Source organism: Actinocatenispora rupis (assembly GCF_016861975.1).
In the GTDB taxonomy this organism is placed as follows: domain Bacteria; phylum Actinomycetota; class Actinomycetes; order Mycobacteriales; family Micromonosporaceae; genus Actinocatenispora; species Actinocatenispora rupis.
Window position 1 is genome coordinate 110,902 of the sequence record NZ_BOMB01000019.1, and the last position, 24,681, is coordinate 135,582.

Here is a 24,681-nt window from a genome sequence, read left to right on the forward strand (position 1 = left end):
CCGTCGCGCCACCCGGCTCGGTCAGTCCGCCGGGAGCGGGTCCTGGCCGAGTACGCGGGTGCCGTTGAGCCCGGACCGCCGTACCGCGGCGAAGCCGTACTCGACCATGGCCGCCTCGTACCCGGCGATGGCGGTGCGGACGGACCCGTCGTCGGCGGTGCCGAGCGCGGTGGACAGCGCCGCCGCGTCGCGCAGAGCCGTGTTGGCGCCGGCCCCGGCCGCCGGGCTCATCGCGTGGACCGCGTCGCCGAGCAGCGTCACCCGGCTCGGCCGCCACGGCGCGATCGGTACGCAACTGCGCAACGTCAACGGGAACACCTCGTCCGGGCGCCAGCGCTCGACCAGCCCCCGGACCCGCGGATGCCACCCCTCGGTACGCTCCAGCACCAGCCGGCGCAGCGCCGCACCGTCGAGACCGCGCAACCCTGGCAGCGTCTCCCGGCGCGCCCCGTACGACACGGTCACGTAGTCGTCGGTCTCCAGCAGCGTCAGGCCCGGCGCGAGCCGTGCCGCCGCGTCCGCCGGCGACTCCGGATGGTCCACCGGCCCGATCCCCACGTACCCCCCGTCCGGGCCGGTGACCGGCGTGAACACCGCGTACATGGCCGGCAGCAGCAGCTCGCGCGTCGCGTCGTCCAGCGGCACCTTGCCGTACACCTGGACCACGCCGGTGTCCACGATCCGTTGCTGCGGCAGGTACTCCCGGCGCACCGCCGAGTGCACGCCGTCCGCGGCGACCAGCACGTCGGCGCCGTCGACGGTGCCGTCCGACAGCCGCACCGACACCCGCTCGCCGTCGACCGCGTACCCGTCGACCGCCCGGCCGAACCGCACCACGCCGCCCAGCCCGTACGCCAGGATCTGGCGCAGCGTCAGGCGATTCACCGCCAGATGCCGGCCGGAGCCGGCCGTCTCCAGCACCGCCAGCTGGCGCAGCCGGTGGTCGAACACCGGCGTGCGCGGCGCCGGCTCGTACGCCGTGGCGCGGAACAACGCGTACAGGTGCGCCGGCAGCGTCGCGGCGAGCGCGCGGTCACCGTCCCCGTCCACATGGATCCGGTACCCCTGGCGCCGCGACGACAGCGACGCGTCCCGCTCGTACACGACGACCTCGACGCCGCGGGCGAGCAGCCCCTGAGCCAGACACAGACCCCCGAGGCCCGCGCCGGCGATGACGACCTTCATCCCTTCCTCCAAGCAAAGAGAGCATGCGAGAAAGGGACGCGACAGGTGACATCCGACGAGAGGATGTGCCGTGCTGGCGCTCGGGCGCTGTCCGGACTAACCGATACCGGACCGTGGTCTTCGCGCGTCCACCACCGGAAACCTAGCACCCGCCCCGGTACTCCCCGCGCGAGGCAGGTCCGCCGCGCACCCCGTCCCGACGCGGCACGTCGAGATGCCGCACGACGGCGATCCCTTGTGTACCAGGCGATCCGCCCCTCGCCACCGGCGTGTCACCACCCGCCGTGCACCGCTGGTGGGTACGTGGCCGGCGCGTTGCCGCCGCCGGCAGTCCTGGCCCGGACGAGTGCGGTCGATGCCTGCCGCCGCCGGCTGCTTCGTCGCGGACCTGCGTGGTCGTGCGCGGACGGAACCCGGTCAGCTGCGGGCGCTGTTCCAGTGGTCGGCGAGAGCGGCCAGATCCCGTGGCGGGATCGGAGAGTACGGCGGGATGTCGGAGAGCGGGGGGAGCGCGGCGGCCAGCCGCTCCGACCACTCCCGCGCGGTGCCGGTCACCCACGGGTGCGCGGCGACGAACTCCGCCCAGTCGACCGGCCAGGACACCAGATCGTCCAGCGCGATGTCCTCGTCGCCGAAGACGTCGCGCAGCAGCCGGGGCAGTTCGCTGGTACGGCAGCCCTCGGCGAGCAGGACCGCGTCGTACAGGTCCTTGCCGCGGGCGGCCGGCGCGGGCTCGTCCTCCCCGTCGTCGTACCAGCCGTACGCCCTGGTGTCCCGGTACATCCACAGCACCTTCCACGCCAGCGCCAGCTCCCGGCTGACGGCGAGCACCACGGCGGGCGGCCCACCGTCGGCCCGCGGTACGAGGGTCGGCACGGGCGTCTCGGGGACGCGCTCGTCGGCGGCGAAGTCGAGCTGCACGCTGCCGTCCGGCAGGCCCGGCGCCCGCCACGGGATCACCAGCCGCACGCCGACCCCGTCGTACCCGGAGTAGGCCCAGTCGTCGCTGATCTCGGCCTCGGCCGGGCACAGCACGACCCCGCGGGCGGCGCGCGGGCGCTCGACGAGCAGGTCGAGCAGGTCACCGAAGGGCGCCGCCGGAGCCACGTCGAGCTCCCGGTCCACGTACCAGCCGGGCTCGTCGTCGCCTGGCTGCTGCTCGATCTCCGGGTACCGCCGGCACAGGTCGGCGAGGCTCCCGTCGGGGTACTCCCACCCGTAGGTACGGTCGGCCACCGCCTCGGGATCGTGCGCGGTGCCGATCACCACCCAGTCGAGGTCGGCCGGCGGGCGCGCCGCGGCGCCCAGCCAGGTCGGCAGCAGCACGCTGCCCCGCAGTACGACGGAGTCGCTCCACCACCGGCCCGCGCAGAGCCCGAGTACGTGGTCCAGTGCCGCGCGGTGCGCCGCCCGCTGCGCGTCGTCGGTCACCGGCCCGCCCGCTCGTCGATCCAGCCGGCGTCCAGCTCGGGATTGTCGTCGAAGACGACGAACTCCTCCTCGACCTCGACCACGCCGAAACCCGCACCGCTCAGCGCGGCCAGCAGCGCGTCCAGCCGGCGGCGCGCCTCGGGCCGCCCCACCCCGCGGCAGCGCTGCGTCACGAACCGCTCGTGCCGGCCGTCGTCCCGCGCGCGCCGCGGGTTGCGCGACACGTGCGCCGCGTACGGCTCCGCCAGTGCACGTACCCGGGGCACGTCGGTGTCGGCGAGGGCGAGCTTCACGTGATGCTCGAAGTAGCAGCCCGGGGGCAGGGCCGCGGCGTCGGCGGCGGTCCGCGGCACGTCGGCGTTGCCCGGTGCCGCCTCGACCTTCAGCCGCGTCACCGCGAACCCGTCCGCCCGCAGCGACGCCACCATCTCCCGCGCCGCCGCCACCCGGTCGGCCAGCACGCCACGCCCGTGCGCGGTGAGCATCGGCTGGTCCGGCCGCGCCCCGCGGTCCAACACGATCCGCGTGTACTTCACGCCCGCGGCGCGCGCCCACGCCCGTGCCCGCGTCTCGTCGGCGTCCGCGGCGAACCGCAACGTCAGGTGCGTCTCGAACGCTCCCGCGAATCCCGGCACCGTGCCCTCCCGTTCCCGATCCGGACGGCCGACACCCTAACCGCCACCTCCGACAGAACCACCCGGCCCGTATCAGCCCAGGCGCGCCGCCACCTGCCGGGAGGCGACGGAGCCCGGGCCGCCCGCCGCGGTCGGTACTCGCCCCAGCCGGTGGCGAGGGCGCCGAAGTGGCCGCGGCACACGGCGACGACTGACAGGGTGAGGTGATGCGGTGGGCTGGAGACCGGGCCACGTACGCGGCGGCCGAGGACGACGCGCCATGACGTACGACCACGTCATGGACACCATCGGCGAGGCCGTCGACGCCGCCGGGGTCGCCGTCATCGTCGTCGGCGCGGTACTCGCGGCCGGCTCGGCCGCCGTCCGGCTCACCCGGCGCCGCACCGGCACGTACCACCGCTTCCGGCAGCAGCTCGGCCGTACCATCCTGCTCGGCCTGGAACTGCTGGTGGCCGGCGACATCGTCCGGACCGTCGCCACCCAGCCGACGCTGGCCAGCGTCGCCATCCTCGCCGTCATCGTGGTGATCCGTACCTTCCTGAGCTTCTCGCTGGAGGTGGAGCTGTCCGGCCGCTGGCCGTGGCAGAAGACCACCGCCCAGCCCCCGCCCGAGTGACCCCGTCCGGTTCCGGGGCGCCGGGAGACCGCCGAAGGCGACCAAACAGGCCCAGAACGCCGATGCGTTAACCCGGCTCAGGACCGCGGAAATCCTTCCCGGCGGGTGATGCCCGCGCGGCACGGCCGCGACAGAATTCGGCCCGGTGAGCACCGTACGAGGCTGGCCGGGTGACCGCGATGGCAACGCAGCAGACCCATCCGAGCGTGGACGAGCGCAGGGCGCGGGGCGAGAAGGCGCGCGAGACGACGCCGCCGTCGAGCCATGCGGGGTGGTGTCCGGCGACGGACCGCCCGGATCCCGTCGAGCTGCTCGCGGAGCAGAACACCAGCCGCGAGCCCGACCTCGTACCGGTGCGACACGGCCGGATGATGGTCTCGCCGTTCACGTTCTACCGCGGTGCGGCGCGGATCATGGCCACCGACCTGAAGGACACGCCGGTCGCCGGGCTCGACGCCCAGCTGTGCGGGGACGCCCACCTCTCGAACTTCGGCGTGTTCGCCTCGCCCGAACGCCGCCTGGTGTTCGACCTGAACGACTTCGACGAGACGCTGCCCGGCCCGTTCGAGTACGACGTGAAGCGGATGGCGGCCAGCTTCACGATCGCCGGCCGCAACAACGGGTTCTCGGCGGCGGACACCCGGGCGGTCACGACGGCCTCGGTGCGCGCGTACCGGGAGGCCATGGCCGAGTTCGCCGGCATGGGCACGATGGACATCTGGTACGCGCACATGGACGAGGACACGATCAAGGACGCGATGCGCCGCACCGTGGCGGAGACGAAGAAGGCGGCGAAGGGGCCGAAGCAGAAGGGCGCCAAGCGGGAGGAGAAGGTCGCCAAGGACGCGCAACGGAAGGCGGTGAAGGCGGCCGAGAAGGCGCGCACCCGCGACAGCCTGCAGGCGCTGTCGAAGCTGGGCGAGATGGTCGACGGCGCGTACCGGATCGTGAACCAGCCGCCGATCGTGGTCCCGGTACGCGAGTGGGCCACGACGTACCGGAGCGCGTTGGAGGGTCGCTACGGTGTGACGGCCGAGGAGGTCATGCCGGCGATCCGCGACCAGTTCCGGGCGTACCGGGCGACCCTCCAGCCCGACCGGCGGCACCTGCTGGAGCACTTCGAGATCGTGGACGCGGCCCGCAAGGTGGTGGGCGTCGGCAGCGTCGGTACCCGCGCGTTCATCGTGCTGCTCCAGGGCCGCGACGCGCGAGACCCGCTGTTCCTGCAGATCAAGGAGGCCACCTCGTCGGTACTTGAGGGTCACCTGCCGCGGAGCCGGTACCGCAACCACGGCGAACGGGTGGTGCAGGGGCAGCGGCTGCTGCAGGCCACCAGCGACATCTACCTGGGCTGGACCAAGGGCTTCGACGCGCGGCGCCACTTCTACTGGCGGCAGCTGCGCGACATGAAGGGTTCCATCGTGGTCGAGGGGATGAAGCCGCTCGGGCTGGAGTTCTTCGCGGGCATGTGCGGGTGGACGCTGGCCCGGGCGCACGCCCGGTCGGGCGACCCGGTCGCCATCGATGTCTGCCTCGGCGCGGACGAGGCGTTCGACGCGGCCGTGACCGACTTCGCCGAACGGTACGCGGACCAGAACGAGCGGGACTACCAGCAGTTCGTGGCCGCGGTACGGTCCGGGCGCGTGGCGGCCGTCGAGGGCGTGTGACGCACCGCCGCCCGACCGGATTGGTACGCGCGGTCCGGGATCGCCCGCGACGACCCGCCTCGGGCCGGACGCGGAGCACGCCCGACCAGCCCGGCACGTACCCGCAGCCGGTCGGTCCGGGCCGGTTCCCGCCCGGCCGTGCCGAACCGGGCACGCCGTGGGCGTCCGTGCCGTACGCGGCGGGTCCGGGCGGGCAGGTTCCGCCGAAGCCGCTCCGGAGGGTTGAGCCGCGCGTGCCCGGGTAGCCGCCCCGGAACGTTTCGGCGTCGTACGGAGGGCAACGATGTCCAGCCACGGCACGGCCAGTCGGACCGTACTCACCGACCTCGACCAGCGTTCACCCACGTCGTTCTACTGGTCGCTGACACTGCTCGCGACGATCGGCGGCTTCCTGTTCGGCTACGACACGGCGAACATCGGCTCGGCGCTCAACTTCATCCCGTACCAGATGAGCGGTTTCGTGCTCGGCTACCTGGTGGCGGGCACCTCGGTGGGCGCGGCGGTCGGTGCGATCCTGGCCGGGCCGCTGACCGACCGGTTCGGCCGCAAGTCGCTGCTGATCGTGGACGCCGGCATCTACGCCGTCGGCGCGCTGCTCGCCGCGTTCGCCGTCAACGTGGCGATCCTGATCGTGGCGCGCACCCTGATCGGCCTGGCGATCGGCGCCGACTCCGCGATCGCCACCGCCTACATCGCCGAGTACGCCCCGCGGCACCGGCGCGGGTCGCTCAGCCTGCTCCAGCAGTGGATGATCACCGTCGGCATCCTCGTGTCGTACCTGATCGCGCTGGTGGTGCTGAAGGCGATGCCGGGCCAGGCGTACCACACGGACTGGCGGTTGATGTTCGGCCTCGGCGCGGTCCCGGCCGTGGTCGGCCTGGTACTGCGGGCGAAGATGCCGGAGTCGCCGCGCTGGCTGCTGCGCAACGGCCGGTACGACAAGGCCCGGGACGCGCTGGCGCTGCTGGGCGTGGACGCCACGGACGAGCAGATCCGCGACTCCGCCCGCACACTCGCCGAGCAGGAACGCGCCGCGGCCGGCAAGGGCCGCTTCGCCAACTGGGGCCCGGGCGTACGACGGGCGTTGTTCGTGGTCGTGGTGTTCTTCGTGTTCCAGCAGATCACCGGCATCAACGTGCCCCTGTACTACGGGCCGCACCTGCTGGCCCCGCTGTTCGCCGGCGGATCCGGCGACAAGGTCACCGCCGCGGTCTCGGCCGTCGAGGTCACCACGATCATGACGGCGGTCAACGTCGCCGCCACGTACCTCGCGTTCCGGTACATCGACCGGATCGGACGGCGCCCCATCGCGATCGGCGGGTACATCGGGATGGTCGTCGCGATGCTGATCGCCGCGGGCGGCCTCGTCGCGCTCTCCGGTACCGCCCGGATCGTGGTCGTGATGGTCGGACTGTGCCTGTTCATCGCGTCGTTCGCGGTCGGTGTCGGCGGCACCGGATGGCTGCTGCAGGGCGAGGTCTTCCCGACCGCGGTACGCGGACGCGCCGCGTCGATCGGCGCCACCGCCGACTGGCTCGCCAACTTCGCCCTCGTCCTGGTGTTCCCGGCGTGGCTGGCGGGCATCGGCCTGGCCTGGGTACTCGTCTGCTTCGCCGCGCTGGCGGTGCTCGCGATCGTGTTCGTCGCGACGTGCGTACCGGAGACCAAGGGCCTGTCGGTCGAGGAGATCATCCACAAGTTCGCCCGCCGCACCTGAACGCGCGACGGTCCGGTGCCGGCGTGGGCACCGGACCGTTCGCGTACCGCGTCGGCTCGCGTGCTGGCCGACCGCGGCGAACTGCGCCACCAGCTCCCGGCAGAACGCCGCGTCGCCGCAGGGCTCAGGTCGTTGCCGCTGCGGGGATCTCGGGCGTACGGGCCCGGGTCCGCCGGAGGTACGAGACGGTGGCGAGGGCGAGGGCGGTGCCGTACACGGCGAACGGGCCGACGCCGAGGAACGCCATCAGCAACGTGTCGGCGGACGTGGGCGCGTCGCCGCGGGGGACCGCGATCACCCCGGCGGCGCCGAGCGTGCAGTAGACGAGCCCACCGATCCCGTACGGGGCGAGCGTGGCGGCGCCGAGCAGCGCCGGGGTCAGCGGCAGCCAGCGCGGCACCCGCCGCCCGCGTACGACCGGCAGCCAGCGCGGCCAGACCGTGCCCCAGGGGCGTACCAGGGCGAACAGCAGGACGACGCCGAGGGCGGCGAGCAGCGCGGTGGGGTCCAGGCCCCACGACTCCAGGGTCAGGAACAGCGGCGAGGCGCCGTTGCGGCGGTAGCTGGCGAGCATCTGCGCGCCGGTCATCCCGGCGAACCGGCCGCCGAGCGCCCAGGTCGTCTTCATGACCGCGTACGGCACGAACGCCAGCGCCCCGACCACCGCGGCCACCTGCACCCGCCGCCCCGCCGCCGTCGGTACGGCCGGCGCTGCGTTGCGGGCGGGGCGCCGCCGGTGCCGGGACGCGAGTCGTACCAGGAGGATCGCGCCGGCGGCGCACAGCGCCTGCGCGAGCGCGGCGGGCCAGTCGTCCACCCGCTGCGCCACGACCAGCGTGATCACGTTCATCAGCAGGCCGAACGCGGCGGCCGCGAGCAACCCGACGGTGGGGTACCGCAGGCGGGGGAGCGCGGTGGCGAGCGCGGCGAGGCCGGCGAGGGCGACGAGTACCCAGCCGAGGACGGCGGGTGCCCGGTGCGGCCCGTACACGAAGGTCGGGGTGCCGGTGAGGGCGGCGACCGCACCGTACGTGGCGGTCACGGCCGACCACACCCACAGCGCCGGGCGCGTCATGCGGTACGCCGGCGGTGGTGGTGCACGGCGAGCACGGCGACCAGCGGCCCCCACAAGGCCAGCGGCGCGTACGCCAGCCAGAACACGACCTGCTGCCAGCCGGCGAGTTCGAGGCCGGTGGCGCGGCCGTCGACGCCGAGCCCGAGCGCGTACATGACCAGCGCGTACGGGAAGACGAGCGCGCCGACGGCGCCGAGGCCCGCGGCGGTGACCACCAGCGGCACCGGCGTACGGCGGCCGCGCAGCAGCGGCACCCAGCGCGGCCACACCTCGCCCCAGCCCGCCACCAGCCCGACGGCCAGGAACGCCACCGCCTCGCTGACCACGCTGAGCGCCACGATGTACCACCACGGGCCGCCGCGCAGCACGCTCGGTCCGGGCCCGGTGCCGCCCGACACGTGCTGCACCATCGGCGCGTCGAACACGAAGCCGACGATGCGCCACACGCTCGACGGCAACGCCACCAGCGGCACGGCGTACGCGCAGGCGACGGCCCACCGCGGCACCCCCGGTACGGGCGCGTGCGCGGCACGCCAGGCGTCGCGTACCCGGCTGAACTGACTGGTCATCCTCGGATCCCCTGGCTCGGCGGTACGGGTCGCACCCACCGTGCCGGGTGACCGGCCCCCGGCACCCGCCCCGCGTGGGCGAACCGCCTCCCCCGCGCGGGGGTTGCGAGAATGAGCCCATGCGAGGTGGCGGGCACGGGATGCGGCGGCTGCTCACCCCGCCCGGGTACCGCCGCTGGGTGTTCCTGGCGCTGGGTGCCGCGCTGGCCGTGGCGTTCGCGATGGTCGCCGCGAGCATCCTCGTACCGGTGCGGTGGGGTGCGCTGTGGCCGCCGCTCGCCGTCCTCGTACCGCTGGCGGTCGTCGTACTGCCGCCGGTCGCCGTGTCGCTGCTGCCCCCGGTCCGTGTCGTCGAGGGCGCCGCGGTGCGCAGCCTGCTGCGCACGGACCTGCCGGAGCACCTGCCGCCGGCGCGCGACTGGGACACCCGCTGGCGCGCGTCGCTGTGGTTCCTGCTGCACGTGCTGGCCGGCGCGGCGGCGGGCGTGGCGCTGGTCGCCGGACTGGGCTGGCTGATCACCGTCGGCCAGCTCGGCGTCTGGCCGGGTCGGCGGCTGCTGCCGGTGGCGGTCCTGGTCACCGTCCCCGCGTACGTCTACCTGGTGGCCGCGCTGGCGGCGCTGCTCGCCCGCTGCGCCCCGCCGCTGCTGGGTCCGTCCGCGGCCGAACGGCTGGTCGCCGCCGAGGCCCGCGCCCGCGCGCTCGCCGAACGTACCCGCCTGGCCCGCGACCTGCACGACTCGATCGGCCACGCGCTGACCGTCACCACCCTGCAGGCCGCCGCCGCGGGCCGGCTGCTCGACCACGATCCGGCCTTCGTACGCCGGGCGCTGGCGGCGATCGAGGACACCGGACGCTCCGCGATGGCCGACCTCGACCACGCGCTGGGGCTGCTGCGCGACGAACCCGGCACCGCCCCGCCCGTACCGATGCTGCGGGACGTCGCAGGGTTGGTGACGCACACCCGGGCCGCCGGGCTGCCCGTGACGCTGGAGACGAACGGCGACCCGGCGACCGTGCCCGCGGACGTGTCGCGCGAGGCGTACCGGATCGTGCAGGAGGGGCTGACGAACGCCGCCCGCCACGCCGGTACGGTGCCGGTGACCGTGCGGTTGACCGTCACCGACGCGCGGCTGGTCGTGGAGGTGAGCAACCCGATGCCGGACCGTCCGGTACGTCGTTCGCGGCCCGGGCGCGGCCTCGCCGGCATGGCCGAACGCGTCGCCACCCTGCACGGCACCGTCCACTTCGGACCCACCGACGGCCGCTGGGTACTGAGCCTCGCGGTGCCGCTGCGGTGAGCGCCGTCCGCGTCCTCGTCGTCGACGACGACCCGCTCGTCCGGGCCGGGCTGACGGCGATCCTGTCCACCGAGCCGGACCTGACCGTGGTCGGCGAGGCCGGCGACGGCGCCGAGGTACTCCCGCTGGTTCGCCGCCTGCGCCCGGACGTCGTCCTGATGGATGTACGGATGCCCGCCATCGACGGCATCCAGGCCACCCGCTACCTGCTCGACCGCGTCGCCGAACCGCCCCGCGTCCTCGTCGTCACCACCTTCGACAACGACGACACCGTGTACGAGGCGCTGCGCGCCGGCGCGTCCGGCTTCCTGCTCAAACGGGCCCGGCCGGACGAGATCGCGCAGGCCGTCCGTACCGTCGCGCGCGGCGACTCGCTGCTGTACCCGACGGCCATCCGGCGGCTCGCCGCCCGCGCCCCGGACACCGGCACCGGGGACGCGCTGCGCTCGGCGCGCCTGACCGACCGCGAGGCCGAGGTTCTGCGGGCGCTGACCCGCGGCGGCAGCAACGCCGAGATTGCCGCCGACCTGCACGTCGGCGCCGAGACCGTCAAGGCGCACGTCGCCAGCCTGCTCGCCAAGCTCGGCGTACGGGACCGGACCCAGGCCGTGATCGCCGCGTACGAGTCCGGCTTCGTCCGCCCCGGCGCCGACTGACGGGCGCGCCGGATCGCTTGCGGCGCAACGGTTCCACCCGCCGAGTACGGCAGCTCGTCGGTCCGGTTCCGGGTGCACCGTGCCGCGGTGCTGTCGCCCGCTCCGCCTGCCGCCCGGTCGACGACGTGACGCGCCCGCGGGCCCGTAGGATCTGCGAACCATGGGACTCGCGGATCTGCACCGGATCGATGTGGCGTACGAGAGTGACGGCGGCACCGCCCTGGTCATGGTGGCCGCGAGCTGGGAACCGGAGGCGCTTCGGCTGGTGCAGTTGCAGGCGAAGACCGTGGCCATGCAGAGCTACGGTGCAGGTCGCGGTGAGCCGTTCCGCATCGAGCTGATGTACGCGGAGACGCCACCCGAGGCCGCGGTTTCCTACGTCACCGCGATGGGCGGCGTGGTGCGATCCGTCCAGGCGACGGCCAACCCTGGCGACGAAGCCGGCGGCACGACCCGTCCGGGCCGGTTCGCCTGCCCCGACGGCGTACTCGACCTGGACGCTCTCCAGGCGGCCAACGCTGCGGCGTTCGCCAGCGAGTACGGCCTGGACGGCAGCGTCGAGTCGCTGCACACCGTGGACGAGCTGATCCAGGCGCGGCGGGCCGAGGAGGGCTACGGCCCCGAGGACGAGGCACCCGACCTCGACGACGGCAACCTCGTCGTACTCGCCGGCGCGTACTGCGGGGAGGTACTTCGCGGGATCCTGGGCGGGACCTGGCACCCGCCGGCGGTGCACGGCCGCGCCCTTCCCTCCGTACGTGTCGGGGACTCCGCGGTGACGGCGGGCGTCTGCGGGAAGGCAAGCAAGGCCCTGCGCAACGGGACCAGCGACTCGCTCCACCAGCTGGCACAGGTGGTCCTCCAGGTCGTTCGCGCCGGATAGCCGGCCGACCGCGCGTACTCGGCCGCACCGCCGATCCGGTCAGCTCGCCAGGGCCGGCGAGGCGTGGCGGGCCGCCCGTCTCCGGCTTGACTCCGCCGTACCTGCCGGCCCGGATCGAGATTGGCGGTGTGCGCCCGCGTCGCGCCCCAGCGGTGAGACCGCCTGCGCGCCCATCGTTCCTGTTCGGCGCCTCGGTTCGTGGCGAACGTCCTGGCGGGGACTCACGACTCGACCACAGTGAGCCCGGCACTGCCGCCTCACTGCGGGACTCGCGTTCTGTCCACAGTGGACGGACGTGCTCGCCGAACCGTCGGGGGAGGGCTCGGGGAGCGTTGAGCGGCTTGCCGATGTCCGGGTTGGCGATGGTGACGATCGTGCCGCCGAGCGCGACCATGCCGCGCGTCAGCATCTCGCGTCAGGACCCGGTGTCGCGTCCCGGTGCCGGAGTCCGGCGTCGGCGTCGCGTCGCGTCTCGGCGTCGGAGTGCGGCGTCAGGCTCTGCGGCGGCCGGCGGGACGCGCGCGCACTGCGACGGTGCGGTGGACACCGCATCCGGGCAGGCGGCCGACAAGATCCCCGGCCCGTCGAGCGGCATGGCACATGGTCACGCCCAACACCCGTGGCTCTACCGGTACGTCCATGGCCCGGTCTGCCGGCCGCGCCCGCCGGCCGGCCCGCTTTGATTCAGCTACCTAGAAAGCTGTAGGTGCGGTGACGTGGGACATCCGCGCCGGACCGGCCCTGCGATGATGGCCCGCATCGAAGCGGCAGACAGGGCGGTGTGTCGATGAAGAGGCTGTACAACCGGCCGGACGCGGTGGTCGACGAGGCGGTCGAGGGCCTGGCGCTGGTTCATCCGGACCTGCTGCGCCTGTCGCCGGACCCGATGTACGTGACGCGTGCCGACGCGCCGGTACGGGGCCGGGTGGCGCTGGTGTCGGGCGGGGGATCGGGCCACGAGCCGATGCACGTCGGTTTCGTCGGGCCGGGGATGTTGTCGGCCGCCTGCCCGGGTGCGGTGTTCACGTCGCCGACCGCCGACCAGGTGGAGGCGGCGGCGCGCGCCGTGGACGGCGGCGCTGGCGTACTGCTGATCGTGAAGAACTACTCGGGCGACGTGATGAACTTCGAGATGGCCGCGGAGCTGCTGGCCGCCGACGGCATCGCGACCGAGACGGTACTGGTCGCCGACGACGTGGCGGTCGAGGACTCGACGTACACGAGCGGGCGGCGCGGGGTGGGCGCGACCGTACTGGTGGAGAAGATCTGCGGGGCGGCGGCCGAGCGGGGCGCGGACCTGGCGGCGGTGGCGGAGCTGGGACGGAAGGTGGCGGCGCGGAGCCGTTCGCTGGGCCTGGCGCTGTCGGCCGGTACGGTGCCGGCGACGGGGCGGCCGGGGTTCGTGCTGGCCGACGACGAGATCGAGTTCGGGGTGGGCATCCACGGCGAGCCGGGCCGGGAGCGGCGGCCGATGGAGCCGGCGGACGCGCTGACCGACCGGGCGCTGGCCGCGGTCCTCGACGACTTCGCCGCCGACGAGCTGACCGGTGACGTGCTGCTGTTCGTCAACGGGCTGGGGTCGGCGACGCCGATGGAGTGCGCGATCGTGGCCCGCCGCGCGGTGCGTACGCTCGGCGAACGGGGCCTGCGGGTGGCCCGCAGCCTGGTCGGGCAGTACATGACGTCGTTGGACATGCTCGGCGTGTCGCTGACCGTGCTGCGGTTGGACGACGACCTGGCGCGGCTGTGGGACGACCCGGTCGAGACGGTGGCGCTGCGATGGGGAAGGTGAGGGTGCGGTGAGCGAGGAGTTGACCGGCGCGGACGTCGCGGCCGTGTTCCACCGGTACGCGAAGACGGTGGCGGAGCTGAAGGACCTGTTGACGGAGCTGGACACGGCGGTCGGCGACGGGGACCACGGCACGAACCTGGACCGGGGCATGCGCGCCGCCGTGGAGGCGCTCGACGCGGGTACGCCGGGCACCCCCGGCGCGGTGTTCAACCTGGTCGGCCGCCGCCTGGTGTCGACGGTCGGTGGCGCCTCCGGCGCGCTGTACGGCACGGCGTTCCTGCGGGCGGCGGGCGCCGCGGGCGACGCGACCGGCCTGGACGCGTCACGGATGGCGGCCGTACTGCGGCAGGCCACGGACGGCATCGCGGCGCGCGGCAAGTGCGCCGCCGGCGACAAGACCATGTACGACGTGTGGTCGGCGGCGACGGAGGCGGTCGAGTCCGCGGCTGCCGGCGGTACGGGCCTGGCGGCGGCGTTGTCGGCGGGTGCGGTGGCGGCGGCGGAGACCGTACGGCGGATGGTGCCGTGGCAGGCGCGCCGTGGCCGCGCCAGCTACCTGGGGGAGCGCAGCGTCGGGCACCGCGATCCGGGTGCGGTGTCCAGTCAGGCCCTGTTCGAGTGCCTCGCCGCGCAGGCCGCGGCGTGATCGGTCTGGTCCTCGTCTCGCACAGTGCGGCGTTGGCCGCCGGGCTGCGGGACCTCGTCGGCCAGATGGCGCCGGGCGTACCGGTGGTAGCGGCGGGCGGTGACGCCGACGGTGGCCTGGGTACGAGCCCGGATCTGGTGGCCGACGCGGTCACCGCCGCGGACTCCGGCGCCGGCGTGGCCATCCTGTACGACCTGGGCAGCGCGCGGATGTCGGCGGAGCTGGCGCTGGAGTTCCTGGATCCGGACGTGGCGGGACGCGCGCGGGTGGTGGACGCGGCGTTCGTCGAGGGTGCGCTGGAGGCGGGCGTGGCCGCGGCGGCGGGCGGTGACCTGTCGGCGGTGGCGACCGCGGCGGCGGAGGCGGGCCCGGAGCGGGCCGAGCCGGAGCCGGCGGCGCCGGTGGCCGCGGACCTGTCGGAGCGGGTGGTGCTGACCGATCCGGCGGGCCTGCACTTCCGCCCGGCCGCCGCGGTCGTCCGCGCGCTGACCGGGCTGTCCGCGGTGGTACAGGTGGCGGTGCCGGGGCGGCGGTCGGCGTCGGCGGGGAGCCTGAGCGGGCTGCTGCGGCTGTCCGCGCCGGTCGGTGCCGAGGTCGTCGTGTCGGCGTCCGGGCCGGACGCGTCGGCCGCGGTGGCGCGGGTGGTGGACGTGCTGTCGTCGGCCACCGACACGCCGGCCCCGGCCGAGGCACCACGCGCCTCCGGTACGACGGTGGGCGCGGCGCCGGGTCGTCGGGTGGGGCCGTTGAGCCGTCCGGGGCTGGTGGCGGTGGCCGTGCCGGCGGAGGAGTACCAGGGTGCGGAGCGGGAACGGGAACGGCTGGACGCGGCGCTGCGCCGGGTACGGGACGAGCTGGCCGGCGGTGGGATCGTCGCCGCGCACCGGGCGCTGCTGGCCGATCCGGAGCTGACCGACGCCGCGTTCGGCGCGGTCGCCGACGGGACGCCCGCGGCGGCGGCGTGGTGGGCGGCGGTGGAGCGGACCCGTGCCGCGCTCGCCGCGGTACCGGACGCGGTGATCGCCTCGCGCGCGGTGGACGTGGCGGACGTGGGCCGGCGGGTGCTGGGCGCGCTGACGGGCCATCCGGTGGTCCCGTCGGTACCGGCGGGTGCGGTGCTGCTGGCCGACGACCTGCCGCCGTCGCTGGTACCGGAGCTGGCGGCGCGGGGCGCGGTCGGTTTCGTGCTGCGGGCGGGCGGTGCGCGCTCGCACGCCGCGGTACTGGCCCGTGCGGCGGGAGTACCGATGGTGGTGGCGGCGGGCGACGTGCTCGACGCGGTCCCGGACGGTACGCCGGTGCTGGTGGACGGCGGGACCGGTGAGCTGGTGGTGGACCCGGACGAGCGGGACGTGCCGCCGGCGGCGGCGCCGGTGGTGACCGGTCCGGTACGCCGGGCCGACGGGGGCGAGCTGCGGCTGGCGGCGAACGTCGGGTCGGTGGCCGACGCCCGCTCGGCGGCGGCGAACGGTGCGGGCGGCGTCGGCCTGCTGCGTACCGAGCTGCTGTTCGCGGGTCGTACGGTGCTGCCGGACGAGGACGAGCAGGTGGCGTGGTTGACCGGGATCCTGGCCGCGTGCCCGCCCGGCCCGGTGGTGGTACGCACGGTCGACCTGGGCGGTGACAAGCCGGTGCCGGCGCTGGGGCTGGACCCGGTGCGGCACGGCTTCCTCGGCGACCGCGGCCTGCGGCTGTGCCTGTCCCGGCCGGACCTGTTCCGCACCCACCTGCGCGCGGTGCTGCGTGCCGCCGCGGTACGCCCGGTCGAGGTGATGGTGCCGTTCGTGACGGAGCCGGCGGAACTGGCCGCCGCGCGGGACGCGTTGCGGGCCGCGGCGGAGAGCCTGCGCGGCGACGGCGTGCCGTACGCGGAGCCGGCGGCGGTCGGGATGATGGTGGAGATTCCGACGGCGGCGCTGTCGGTGGCGCCGTTCCTGCCGCTGGTGGACTTCCTGAGCGTCGGCAGCAACGATCTCGCGCAGTACCTGAGCGCCAGCGACCGGACGCTGCCGGAGGTGGCCGGGACGTACCGGGCGGGGGAGCGGCTGGTGCCGGATCTGGTGCGGCGGCTGGTCGCGGAGGCGGGGTCGGTGCCGGTCGCGGTGTGCGGCGACCTGGCCGGCGACCCGGAGTACGCGCGGCGTCTGGTGGCCGCGGGGGTGGCGGAACTGAGCATGGCCGCCCCGCTGCTACCGGCCCTCCGCGCCGCTCTCGCCTGAGTACGCGGTGCCGGCGTCTCCTGGCCATCGGGCGAGCGTGCGGGGTTGTCGGGGGTCGCGGGTAGGGTCGCGGGCGTGGAACCGGCCAGCCTCTTCGACCTGGGTACTCCCGCGGCACCGTCCGCGTCCGAGCTGACCGAGCCGGACGAGCACGCGCCGCTCGCGGTGCGGATGCGTCCGCGCAGCGTGGACGAGCTGGTCGGGCAGGAGCACCTGCGGGCGCCGGGCGCGCCGCTGCGCCGGCTGGTGGAGGGCGACGCGCCGCTGTCGGTGATCCTGTGGGGTCCGCCGGGCAGCGGCAAGACCACGATCGCGCACCTGGTGGCCGGGTCGACGAACCGGCGGTTCGTGGCGCTGTCGGCGCTGTCGTCCGGCGTCAAGGAGGTGCGCGAGGTCATCGCGGCGGCGCGGGCGGACCGTCGCCGGTCGGGTGCGCCGACGGTGTTGTTCATCGACGAGGTGCACCGGTTCACGAAGACCCAGCAGGACTCGCTGCTCGCCGCGGTCGAGGACCGTACGGTGACGTTGTTGGCGGCCACCACGGAGAATCCGTACTTCTCGGTCGTGTCGCCGTTGTTGTCCCGGTGCGTGTTGTTGACGCTGGAGCAGCTCGGCCCCGAGACGGTACGGGAGGTGCTGCGTCGGGCGTTGACCGACGAGCGGGGCCTGGCCGGCCGGGTCGGCCTGTCGGACGAGGCGGAGGAGCACCTGGTCCGGCTGTCCGGTGGGGACGCCCGGAAGGCGTTGACGGCGTTGGAGGCGGCGGCGGGCTCGGCGCTGGCGACCGCGGACGGCGACGGTCCGGTGGTGGTGGATCTGGCGACGGCGGAGGCGGCCGTGGACACCGCCGCGGTGCGCTACGACCGGGCCGGTGACGGGCACTACGACATCTCCAGCGCGCTGATCAAGAGCCTGCGCGGGTCGGACGTGGACGCGGCGCTGCACTGGTTCGCCCGGATGGTGGTGGCGGGGGAGGACCCGCGGTTCATCGCCCGCCGGCTGATCATCTTCGCCAGTGAGGACGTCGGGATGGCCGATCCGACGGCGTTGCAGGTCGCGGTGGCCGCCGCGGAGGCGTTGGACCGGGTGGGGTTGCCGGAGGCGCGGCTGAACCTGGGGCAGGCGGTGGTGCACCTGGCGACCGCCCCGAAGTCGAACTCGGTGACCACGGCGGTGTCGGCGGCGCTCGACGACGTCCGGGCCGGGCGTACCGGGATGGTGCCGCGGGGGTTGCGCGACGCGCACTACGCGGGCGCCCGGGGTCTGGGGCACGGCACCGGGTACCGGTATCCGCACGACGATCCGCGGGGCGTGGTCACCCAGCAGTACGCGCCGGACGAGACGGTGGGCCGGGACTACTACGTACCGAAGCGGTTGGGTGCGGAGCGGGCGGTCGCCGACCGGCTCGACCGGATCCGGCAGATCGTGCGGGGGACGCGTCCCGCATCGGCCGCCCCGTCCACCTCGTTGTCCGGTACGGGACCGGATAACGACTCGCCGGAGCCGGACGCCGGTCCCGATACTGGGAGCGACGGGCGGTAGGGTTCTGTCCAGGTCGCTGGTGCGACACGCCGGCCGGGGTCCACGGCGGGGCGGACCCGTGTGTTCGAGGGGGACGTTGGGGTGTCCGGGACAGAGCTCGCAGCGCTGATCGCGGCGCTGGCGTTTCTGCTGTTGGTGGGTGTGCTGATGGTGCCCATCCTGAAGCTGCGGCACACCGTCGACGCGGCGACCCGGGCGCTGACCGAGGTGGCCGAGCGGACCGGTCCGTTGCTGACCGACGCGAACCGTACCCTCGACGGGATGAACACCGCCATCGGGCAGCTGCAGACCTCGCTCGACGGGGTGAATTCCCAGCTGGAACGGGTCGACGCGATCACCGGCCACGCCGAGCGGGTGTCCGGCAACGTGGCGCAGCTGTCGACGGTGGTCGCCGGGGTGACCACCAGTCCGCTGGTCAAGGTCGCCGCCTTCGGTTACGGGGTGCGCCGCACCGTCAACGCCCGCCGCGGCGGCGACACGACGGTGCGCGGGGCGCGGAAGCAGAAGAAGAGCGCGCAGCCGAAGATCGTGCGGCGCGCGGTGGGCCGCGGGCTGTTCCGCCGCGCGGCGGGGCACGGCAGTACCGTCCGTTCGGGCGCGGGGGAGAGGACCGTCTGATGCGTCGGCTGTTCTGGCTCGGCCTGGGTGTCGCGGTTGGTGTCGTGGCGGTCCGCAAGATCTCCCAGAAGGCCGAGGCGTTCACGCCGCAGGGTGTCGCCGCGTCGCTGCAGTCGACGGCGGCGGGTGCCGCCGCGAACGCGCTGGACGAGGTGCGTTCGTTCGTGTCGGACGTGCGAGCTTCGATGGCCGAGCGCGAAGGACAGATCCACGAGGCGGTCGCGGCCAACCTGGATCTGGGTGCTCGGCCCGCGTCCCTCGACCCGCGCGACCGGTAAGGAAAGCGAGACTTCTCCCAGATGCGTACCGCGGAGATCAAGCGTCGGTTCCTGGCGCATTTCGAGAACAACGGGCACACGGTGGTGCCGAGCGCGCCGCTGCCCTTCGACGACCCGAACCTGCTGTTCGTCAACGCCGGCATGGTGCAGTTCAAGCCGTACCTGCTGGGGCAGGTGACGCCGCCGTTCCCGCGCGCGACCAGCGTGCAGAAGTGCGTGCGGACGCCGGACATCGACGAGGTCGGCAAGACCTCGCGGCACGGCACGTTCTTCCAGATGAACGGCAACTTCTCGTTCGGTGACTACTTCAAGGAAGGCGCCATCACGCTGGCCTGGGAGCTGGCGACGAAGTCCGTGGAGGACGGCGGCTTCGGGATGGACCCGGAGAAGCTGTGGCCGACCGTCTACCTGGACGACGACGAGGCGTACGACATCTGGCACCGGGTGGTCGGGGTGCCGGCGGATCGGATCCAGCGGCGCGGCAAGGCCGACAACTTCTGGTCGATGGGTGTGCCGGGGCCGTGCGGCCCGTGCTCGGAGATCTTCGTGGACCGCGGCCCGGAGTACGGGGCGGAGGGCGGTCCGGAGGTCGACGAGGACCGCTACATGGAGTTCTGGAACCTCGTGTTCATGCAGAACCTGCGCGGTCCGGGCACCGGCAAGGAGAACTTCGAGATCGTCGGTGACCTGCCGGCGAAGAACATCGACACGGGCATGGGCCTGGAGCGCGTCGCGGCGTACCTGCAGGGTGTCGACAACCTGTACGAGATCGACGAGGTCTGGCCGATCCTGGACAAGGCCAGCGAACTGACCGGCAAGCGGTACGGCGCGTCGACCAGCCACGTCGCGTCCGAGTCGCACCCGGACGACGTGCGGCTGCGGGTGGTCGCCGACCACGTGCGCACCGGGCTGATGCTGATCGGCGACGGCGTCACCCCGTCCAACGAGGGCCGGGGTTACGTGCTGCGCCGGATCCTGCGCCGCGCGGTGCGGGCGGTGCGGCTGCTGGGGTACGACAAGCCGGCGATGCCGGAGCTGCTGCCGGTGGCGCGGGACTGCATGTCCCCGTCGTACCCGGAGCTGGCGACCGACTACGAGCGGATCAGCCAGTACGCGTACGGCGAGGAGGAGGCGTTCCTCGCGACGCTGAAGGCGGGCACCACGATCCTGGACGTGGCGGTCGAGGAGACGCGGAAGTCGGGCGGCTCGACGCTGTCCGGGGCGAAGGCGTTCCAGCTGCACGACACGTACGGGTTCCCGATCGACCTGACGTTGGAGATCGCGGCGGAGCAGGGCCTGGCGGTCGACGAGGACGGCTTCCGCCGCCTGATGACCGAGCAGCGCACCCGGGCGAAGGCCGACGCGCAGGCGCGCAAGACCGGCCACGCCGACACCTCGGCGTACCGGGCGGTGCTGGACTCCGGCGGCGCGGTCGAGTTCACCGGGTACGCGGAGGTGTCGCGGGAGGCGCGCGTCCGGGCGCTGCTGTCCGGCGGCGAGCCGTTGACGGGCGCCGGTGAGGGCGACGAGGTCGAGCTGGTCCTCGACGCCACCCCGTTCTACGCGGAGGGCGGCGGCCAGCAGCCCGACACCGGCCGGATCCAGGTCGGCGGCGGCGAGGTCGAGGTGTACGACGTGCAGCAGCCGGTGCCCGGCCTGTTCGTACACCGGGCGCGGGTGTTGCGCGGCGAGGTGCGGACCGGGGAGACCGGGTTCGCGGAGATCGACATCCGGCGCCGCCGGGCGATCTCCCGTTCGCACACCGCGACGCACCTGGTGCACCAGACGATCCGCAACTTCCTGGGCGAGTCGGCGACGCAGGCCGGTTCGCTGAACGCGCCGGGCCGGCTGCGGTTCGACTTCAACATCCCGGGCGCGGTCCCGGCCAGCGTGCTCGCCGACGTCGAGCAGCAGGTCAACGAGGTGTTGATGGCCGACCTGGAGGTGCACGCGTTCGTCACCTCGATGGCGGAGGCGCGCAAGCTGGGCGCGATGGCCCTGTTCGGCGAGAAGTACGGCGACGAGGTGCGGGTCGTCGAGGTCGGCGACTACGCCCGCGAACTGTGCGGCGGCACGCACGCGGCGCGGTCGGGTCAGTTGGGCGTGGTGAAGATCCTGCACGAGGCGTCGGTCGGCGCCGGCGTACGGCGGGTCGAGGCGCTGGTGGGCATCGACGCGTTCAACTTCCTGGCGCGGGAGCACCTGCTGGTGTCGCGGCTGGCGGAGACGTACCGGGCGAAGCCGGAGGAGGTCGCCGACCGGGTCGAGCAGACCATCGCGCAGCTCCGCGACGCGGAGAAGGAGCTGGAGAAGCTGCGCGCGCAGATGGTCCTGGCGAACGCGGGCGGGCTGGCCGCGGCGGCGAAGGACGTGCGGGGCGTGGCGGTGGTGACCACCGAGGCGCCGAGCAGTGCGAGTACGAACGACGTGCGGACGCTGGTGCAGGAGATCCGGGGCCGGCTGTCGGCGGGTCGCGCCGGTGTGGTCGCGGTGAGCGCCCGGTCGAACGGCAAGGCGTCGCTGGTCGTCGCGGTCAACGCGGAGGCGCGCAAGGCGGGTCTGTCGGCGAAGGATCTGGTGAAGGCGGCGCTGTCCGGCCGTGGCGGCGGCAACGACGACCTGGCCCAGGGCGGCGGTGTACCGGAGGATCAGGCGCCGGTGCTGCTGACCGCCGTCGAGGACCTGGTGGCCACGGCGACGTGAGCGGGCCGGATCAGGCCGGTTTCCGCCGGGGCGTACGGCTCGGGGTGGATGTCGGTACCGTCCGGATCGGGGTGTCGTGCTGCGATCCGGACGGTCTGCTCGCCTCTCCCGTGACGACCGTCCCACGGGACCGGTCGGCGCGGGGCGACACGCCGGAGGCGTCTGACCTCACGGCCCTTGCCCATCTCGTCGGGGAGTACGACCCTGTGGAGGTGGTTGTCGGACTTCCGATCACCCTCGGTGGCCAGGAGAGTCACGCGGCGCGTGACGTCCGGGCGTACGCGTCACGGCTCGGTGACCGGGTCGCGCCGGTGCCGATCGTCTTCTCGGACGAGAGGATGTCGACCGCGGTCGCAACCCGTAGGCTGTCCGATCGTGGCGTCCGCGGCAAGCGACGCCGGGCGGTGGTCGACCAGGCCGCCGCGGTGGAGATCCTGCAGTCGTGGCTCGACGCGCACCGGAGGCGGACGGATGCTTGATGGCCTGGACCTCGCGTACGAGGAGAGCGACGCTCGCCCGGGTCGGCACCGCCGGCGCCGGAAAAAGGGCGGCCGCACCGTGTTCGCGCTGGTCATGGTCGTCGTGCTGCTCGGCTGTCTGGGTGGCGGCGCGGTGTTCGGCTGGACGAAGGTGCGCGGGTTCTTCGTCGCCCCCGACTACACCGGCGCCGGCTCCGGTACGGCGCAGATCCAGGTGAAGACCGGCGACAGCGCCGCCGACATCGGCAACACCCTGTACACGAAGGGTGTGGTGAAGAGCGCGAAGGCGTTCGTGGACGCGGCGGGCGACAACCCGCACGGCCGGGAGATCCAGCCGGGCTACTACCAGCTGCACAAGCGGATGAAGGCGTCGCTGGCGGTGACCGCGCTGCTGGATCTGAAGAACCGGGTCTCGACGAAGGTCACGCTCTCCGAGGGCCTGACGATGAACGCGTCGCTCAAGCGGCTGTCGACGGCGATGAAGCTGCCGCTGTCGGACTTCCAGCAGGCCGCGAAGGATCCCGCGTCGCTGGGCATCGGCAAGAACTGGTTCGTGCGTAACGACAAGAAGAAGTCGGCGAAGACCATCGAGGGCTTCCTGTACCCGGACACGTACATGTTCGACCCGGGTACGACGGCGAAGGAGGCGCTGCAGGAGATCGTGCAGCACTTCATGAAGGCCGCCGCGGACAGCGGGCTGGACAAGGGCGCCAACGGCATGAGCCCGTACGAGTTGCTCATCGGGGCGTCGATGGTGCAGGCGGAGGCCGGCATCAGCGAGGACGAGCCGAAGGTGGCGCGGGTCATCTACAACCGGCTGCACGCCGACCAGTTCCCGTGGTTGAAGAAGCTGCACTTCGACTCGACCACGAACTACTGGCTGGACATGAAGGGCAACGGCGCCAAGCGTTCCAGCGAGTTGACGGTCAGCGAGCTGAACGACCCGAAGAACCTCTACAGCACCACGGTGTACGAGGGGCTGCCGCCGGGGCCGATCGACAGCCCGGGCGCCACGGCGATGAAGGCGATGGTCCAGCCGGCCGCCGGCAACTGGTACTACTTCGTCGTGATCGACAAGAGCGGCCGGTCGGCGTTCACGAACTCCAGCGCGCAGCACGAGAGGAACGTCGCGGAAGCCCAGAAGAACGGTGTCGGCTGAGCATCGCGCCGCGGTACTCGGCAGCCCGGTCGGCCATTCCCTGTCCCCGGCGATCCACACCGCCGGGTACGTCGCGGCGGGCCTGACCGGCTGGCGGTACGAGGCGCACGAGGTCACCGAGCCGGGGCTGGCCGGTTTCGTGGCGGGGCTGGGGCCGGAGTGGGCCGGTCTGTCGCTGACGATGCCGCTGAAGCACGTGGCGCTGACGGTCGCCGACGAGGTGACCGACACCGCGACGCTGCTGGGTGCGGCGAACACGTTGCTGCTGCGCGGCGGTGTACGCCGGGCCGACAACACCGACGCGCCGGGCCTCGTCGACGCGCTGGCCGAGCGGGGCACCACCAGCGCCGGGCACGTCGCGGTACTCGGCGCCGGCGGTACGGCCCGCGCCGCCCTGTACGCCGCGTCCCGGCTGGGCGCCACCGACGTCACCGTGTACGCGCGCCGGCCGGACGCGGTGGCCGCGCTGCGCGACGTGACCGACCGGCTCGGGCTGGTGCTGCGGCACGCGGACTTCGCCGACCCGGCCGCGGCCGGCGCCGCCGACCTGGTCGTCTCGACGCTGCCGGCGGGCGCGGGCGACGCGTTCGCCCGGACGGTGCGGTGGCGTGCCGACGTTACGGTCTTCGACGTGCTGTATTCACCCTGGCCGACCGGGCTCGCCGCCGCCGCGACCGCCGCCGGCGCCCGCGTCCTCGGCGGCCTCGACCTGCTGCTCGCGCAGGCGGTCCGACAGTTCGAGCAGTTCACCGGCGTGCCCGCGCCGGCCGACGCGATGCGCGCCGCGCTGCGTTCGGCGGCGGGGAGCTGATGCTCGCGACCGGTCTCGCCGCGCTCGGCTGCGCTGGGGCGGGCGCGGCGGCGGGCCCGGCGCTCGCCGCGACCGCGGGCCGGCTGCCCGGCGTGACCACCGGCCCCCGCCGTACGGTGCTGGTCACGTGCCTCGCCGCCGGCGCGTTCGGGGTGGTGGCGCTCGGGCTGGTCGGCGACCCCGCCCGGCGGTACGCGCTGCCCGCGTTCCTGGTACTGGCCGCGGCCGGGGTGCTGCTGACCGTGATCGACGCGGACATCCGCCGGCTGCCGGACACGATCACGCTCCCGGCGTACCCGGCGGTGGCGGTGCTGCTGGCACCGGCGAGCCTGCTCGGTACCGCCGCGGTGGGCTGGCCGGGGCTGCTGCGCGCGGTACTGGGCGCGGTCGCCGCCGCCGCGGTGTACCTGGTGCTGTGCCTGGCGCCGGGATCGCAGCTCGGGTTCGGGGACGTGAAGCTGGCGGGGCTGCTGGGCCTGGCGCTGGGTTGGCTGTCCTGGGCGACGCTGGCGGTCGGCGTGGTCCTCGGCTTCGCGTACGGTGCCGGCTACGCGCTCGTCCTGTTGCTGTCCCGCCGGGCCGGTCTGCGTACCCGGATCCCGTTCGGGCCGGCGATGTTGGCGGGCGCGCTCACCGCCGTCCTGGTCGGCGACCGGCTGGCTGCCGGATACCTGGCGTTCTGAGGCTGGGACGCGGGCC

General features: G+C 73.9%; 21 protein-coding genes and 1 pseudogene. 17 read left to right on the forward strand and 5 right to left on the reverse strand.

The features are described from left to right. Positions 1-21: 21 nt before the first annotated feature. From Aru02nite_RS16710 to Aru02nite_RS16720, 3 genes are all read right to left on the reverse strand, one after another. Positions 22-1,185 carry an FAD-dependent oxidoreductase gene (locus Aru02nite_RS16710; RefSeq protein ID WP_203658464.1) on the reverse strand — a complete coding sequence of 388 codons (1,164 nt, stop codon included), beginning with the start codon at positions 1,183-1,185 and terminating at the stop codon, positions 22-24. 417 nt (positions 1,186-1,602) lie between these two features. Beyond that, entirely contained in the window at positions 1,603-2,616 is a 1,014-nt protein-coding gene (locus tag Aru02nite_RS16715; RefSeq protein WP_203658466.1) for a nucleotidyl transferase AbiEii/AbiGii toxin family protein, read from the reverse strand. Beyond that, the gene (locus Aru02nite_RS16720; protein WP_203658468.1) at positions 2,613-3,251 is read right to left on the reverse strand and encodes a hypothetical protein; all 639 of its coding nucleotides are present in this window, start codon (positions 3,249-3,251) and stop codon (positions 2,613-2,615) included. Before Aru02nite_RS16720 ends, Aru02nite_RS16715 begins: the two co-directional genes overlap by 4 nt. 259 nt (positions 3,252-3,510) lie before the next feature. Here Aru02nite_RS16720 and Aru02nite_RS16725 point away from each other — a divergent pair, with 259 nt between their 5' ends. The 3 genes from Aru02nite_RS16725 to Aru02nite_RS16735 all read left to right on the forward strand — a co-directional run bounded on the left by Aru02nite_RS16725 (position 3,511) and on the right by Aru02nite_RS16735 (position 7,251). After that, positions 3,511-3,867 (forward strand): DUF1622 domain-containing protein, encoded by a 357-nt coding sequence (locus Aru02nite_RS16725; protein WP_203658470.1) that lies wholly within the window; start codon positions 3,511-3,513, stop codon positions 3,865-3,867. Positions 3,868-4,046: 179 nt separating this feature from the next. After that, positions 4,047-5,534 carry a DUF2252 domain-containing protein gene (locus Aru02nite_RS16730; RefSeq protein ID WP_203658472.1) on the forward strand — a complete coding sequence of 496 codons (1,488 nt, stop codon included), beginning with the start codon at positions 4,047-4,049 and terminating at the stop codon, positions 5,532-5,534. A gap of 283 nt (positions 5,535-5,817) precedes the next feature. After that, positions 5,818-7,251: a sugar porter family MFS transporter gene (locus tag Aru02nite_RS16735; RefSeq protein WP_203658476.1), complete on the forward strand. Its 1,434-nt coding sequence runs from the start codon at positions 5,818-5,820 to the stop codon at positions 7,249-7,251. Positions 7,252-7,375: 124 nt separating this feature from the next. Here Aru02nite_RS16735 and Aru02nite_RS16740 read toward each other — a convergent pair whose 3' ends face one another. Both Aru02nite_RS16740 and Aru02nite_RS36695 read right to left on the reverse strand, forming a co-directional pair. Next, positions 7,376-8,293, reverse strand: a complete 918-nt coding sequence (locus Aru02nite_RS16740; protein ID WP_203658479.1) for a hypothetical protein — start codon at positions 8,291-8,293, stop codon at positions 7,376-7,378. 29 nt (positions 8,294-8,322) lie between these two features. Beyond that, positions 8,323-8,895 carry a hypothetical protein gene (locus tag Aru02nite_RS36695; RefSeq protein WP_239076734.1) on the reverse strand — a complete coding sequence of 191 codons (573 nt, stop codon included), beginning with the start codon at positions 8,893-8,895 and terminating at the stop codon, positions 8,323-8,325. Positions 8,896-9,014: 119 nt separating this feature from the next. Between Aru02nite_RS36695 and Aru02nite_RS16750 the strand changes: the two genes are divergently transcribed. From Aru02nite_RS16750 to Aru02nite_RS16815, 14 genes and pseudogenes are all read left to right on the forward strand, one after another. After that, entirely contained in the window at positions 9,015-10,196 is a 1,182-nt protein-coding gene (locus tag Aru02nite_RS16750; protein WP_239076735.1) for a sensor histidine kinase, read from the forward strand. Then, the gene (locus Aru02nite_RS16755; protein ID WP_203658481.1) at positions 10,193-10,852 is read left to right on the forward strand and encodes a response regulator transcription factor; all 660 of its coding nucleotides are present in this window, start codon (positions 10,193-10,195) and stop codon (positions 10,850-10,852) included. The genes Aru02nite_RS16750 and Aru02nite_RS16755 overlap by 4 nt, the downstream gene beginning before the upstream one ends. 160 nt (positions 10,853-11,012) lie before the next feature. Next, entirely contained in the window at positions 11,013-11,735 is a 723-nt protein-coding gene (locus Aru02nite_RS16760) for a hypothetical protein (protein WP_203658483.1), read from the forward strand. A gap of 787 nt (positions 11,736-12,522) precedes the next feature. Further along, on the forward strand, positions 12,523-13,527 hold the full coding sequence (dhaK, locus tag Aru02nite_RS16765) for a dihydroxyacetone kinase subunit DhaK (protein WP_203658485.1): 1,005 nt from the start codon (positions 12,523-12,525) through the stop codon (positions 13,525-13,527). 7 nt (positions 13,528-13,534) lie between these two features. Beyond that, a complete protein-coding gene (gene dhaL, locus Aru02nite_RS16770) occupies positions 13,535-14,173 on the forward strand; it encodes a dihydroxyacetone kinase subunit DhaL (protein ID WP_239076736.1) in 639 nt (212 codons plus the stop codon). Next, positions 14,170-16,392: a dihydroxyacetone kinase phosphoryl donor subunit DhaM gene (dhaM, locus tag Aru02nite_RS37245; RefSeq protein ID WP_203658487.1), complete on the forward strand. Its 2,223-nt coding sequence runs from the start codon at positions 14,170-14,172 to the stop codon at positions 16,390-16,392. The genes dhaL and dhaM overlap by 4 nt, the downstream gene beginning before the upstream one ends. Before the next feature lie 75 nt (positions 16,393-16,467). Further along, a complete protein-coding gene (locus tag Aru02nite_RS16780; protein ID WP_203658489.1) occupies positions 16,468-17,934 on the forward strand; it encodes a replication-associated recombination protein A in 1,467 nt (488 codons plus the stop codon). 81 nt (positions 17,935-18,015) lie between these two features. Further along, positions 18,016-18,444: pseudogene (locus Aru02nite_RS16785) on the forward strand (DUF948 domain-containing protein); the annotation flags it as partial. A gap of 107 nt (positions 18,445-18,551) precedes the next feature. After that, the gene (locus tag Aru02nite_RS16790) at positions 18,552-18,830 is read left to right on the forward strand and encodes a hypothetical protein (protein WP_203658493.1); all 279 of its coding nucleotides are present in this window, start codon (positions 18,552-18,554) and stop codon (positions 18,828-18,830) included. Positions 18,831-18,851: 21 nt separating this feature from the next. Further along, positions 18,852-21,533 carry an alanine--tRNA ligase gene (alaS, locus tag Aru02nite_RS16795; protein ID WP_203658495.1) on the forward strand — a complete coding sequence of 894 codons (2,682 nt, stop codon included), beginning with the start codon at positions 18,852-18,854 and terminating at the stop codon, positions 21,531-21,533. Beyond that, on the forward strand, positions 21,530-22,012 hold the full coding sequence (gene ruvX / locus Aru02nite_RS16800; RefSeq protein ID WP_203658498.1) for a Holliday junction resolvase RuvX: 483 nt from the start codon (positions 21,530-21,532) through the stop codon (positions 22,010-22,012). The genes alaS and ruvX overlap by 4 nt, the downstream gene beginning before the upstream one ends. Next, entirely contained in the window at positions 22,005-23,171 is a 1,167-nt protein-coding gene (mltG, locus tag Aru02nite_RS16805; protein WP_203658500.1) for an endolytic transglycosylase MltG, read from the forward strand. Before ruvX ends, mltG begins: the two co-directional genes overlap by 8 nt. Next, on the forward strand, positions 23,161-23,982 hold the full coding sequence (locus tag Aru02nite_RS16810; RefSeq protein ID WP_203658502.1) for a shikimate dehydrogenase: 822 nt from the start codon (positions 23,161-23,163) through the stop codon (positions 23,980-23,982). The genes mltG and Aru02nite_RS16810 overlap by 11 nt, the downstream gene beginning before the upstream one ends. Next, positions 23,982-24,665, forward strand: coding sequence for a prepilin peptidase (locus Aru02nite_RS16815; protein WP_203658504.1), 684 nt, complete (start codon positions 23,982-23,984; stop codon positions 24,663-24,665). The genes Aru02nite_RS16810 and Aru02nite_RS16815 overlap by 1 nt, the downstream gene beginning before the upstream one ends. The last annotated feature ends 16 nt before the right edge of the window (positions 24,666-24,681 follow it).

Coding starts and splice junctions, on each gene's coding strand:
- Aru02nite_RS16710 (WP_203658464.1), bottom strand. CDS start 1,185: ATGAAGGTCGTCATCGCCGGCGCGGGCCTCGGGGGTCTGTGTCTGGCT.
- mltG (WP_203658500.1), top strand. CDS start 22,005: ATGCTTGATGGCCTGGACCTCGCGTACGAGGAGAGCGACGCTCGCCCG.
- Aru02nite_RS36695 (WP_239076734.1), bottom strand. CDS start 8,895: ATGACCAGTCAGTTCAGCCGGGTACGCGACGCCTGGCGTGCCGCGCAC.
- Aru02nite_RS16790 (WP_203658493.1), top strand. CDS start 18,552: ATGCGTCGGCTGTTCTGGCTCGGCCTGGGTGTCGCGGTTGGTGTCGTG.
- Aru02nite_RS16815 (WP_203658504.1), top strand. CDS start 23,982: ATGCTCGCGACCGGTCTCGCCGCGCTCGGCTGCGCTGGGGCGGGCGCG.
- Aru02nite_RS16760 (WP_203658483.1), top strand. CDS start 11,013: ATGGGACTCGCGGATCTGCACCGGATCGATGTGGCGTACGAGAGTGAC.
- Aru02nite_RS16730 (WP_203658472.1), top strand. CDS start 4,047: ATGGCAACGCAGCAGACCCATCCGAGCGTGGACGAGCGCAGGGCGCGG.
- Aru02nite_RS16725 (WP_203658470.1), top strand. CDS start 3,511: ATGACGTACGACCACGTCATGGACACCATCGGCGAGGCCGTCGACGCC.
- Aru02nite_RS16735 (WP_203658476.1), top strand. CDS start 5,818: ATGTCCAGCCACGGCACGGCCAGTCGGACCGTACTCACCGACCTCGAC.
- dhaK (WP_203658485.1), top strand. CDS start 12,523: ATGAAGAGGCTGTACAACCGGCCGGACGCGGTGGTCGACGAGGCGGTC.
- Aru02nite_RS16750 (WP_239076735.1), top strand. CDS start 9,015: ATGCGAGGTGGCGGGCACGGGATGCGGCGGCTGCTCACCCCGCCCGGG.
- alaS (WP_203658495.1), top strand. CDS start 18,852: ATGCGTACCGCGGAGATCAAGCGTCGGTTCCTGGCGCATTTCGAGAAC.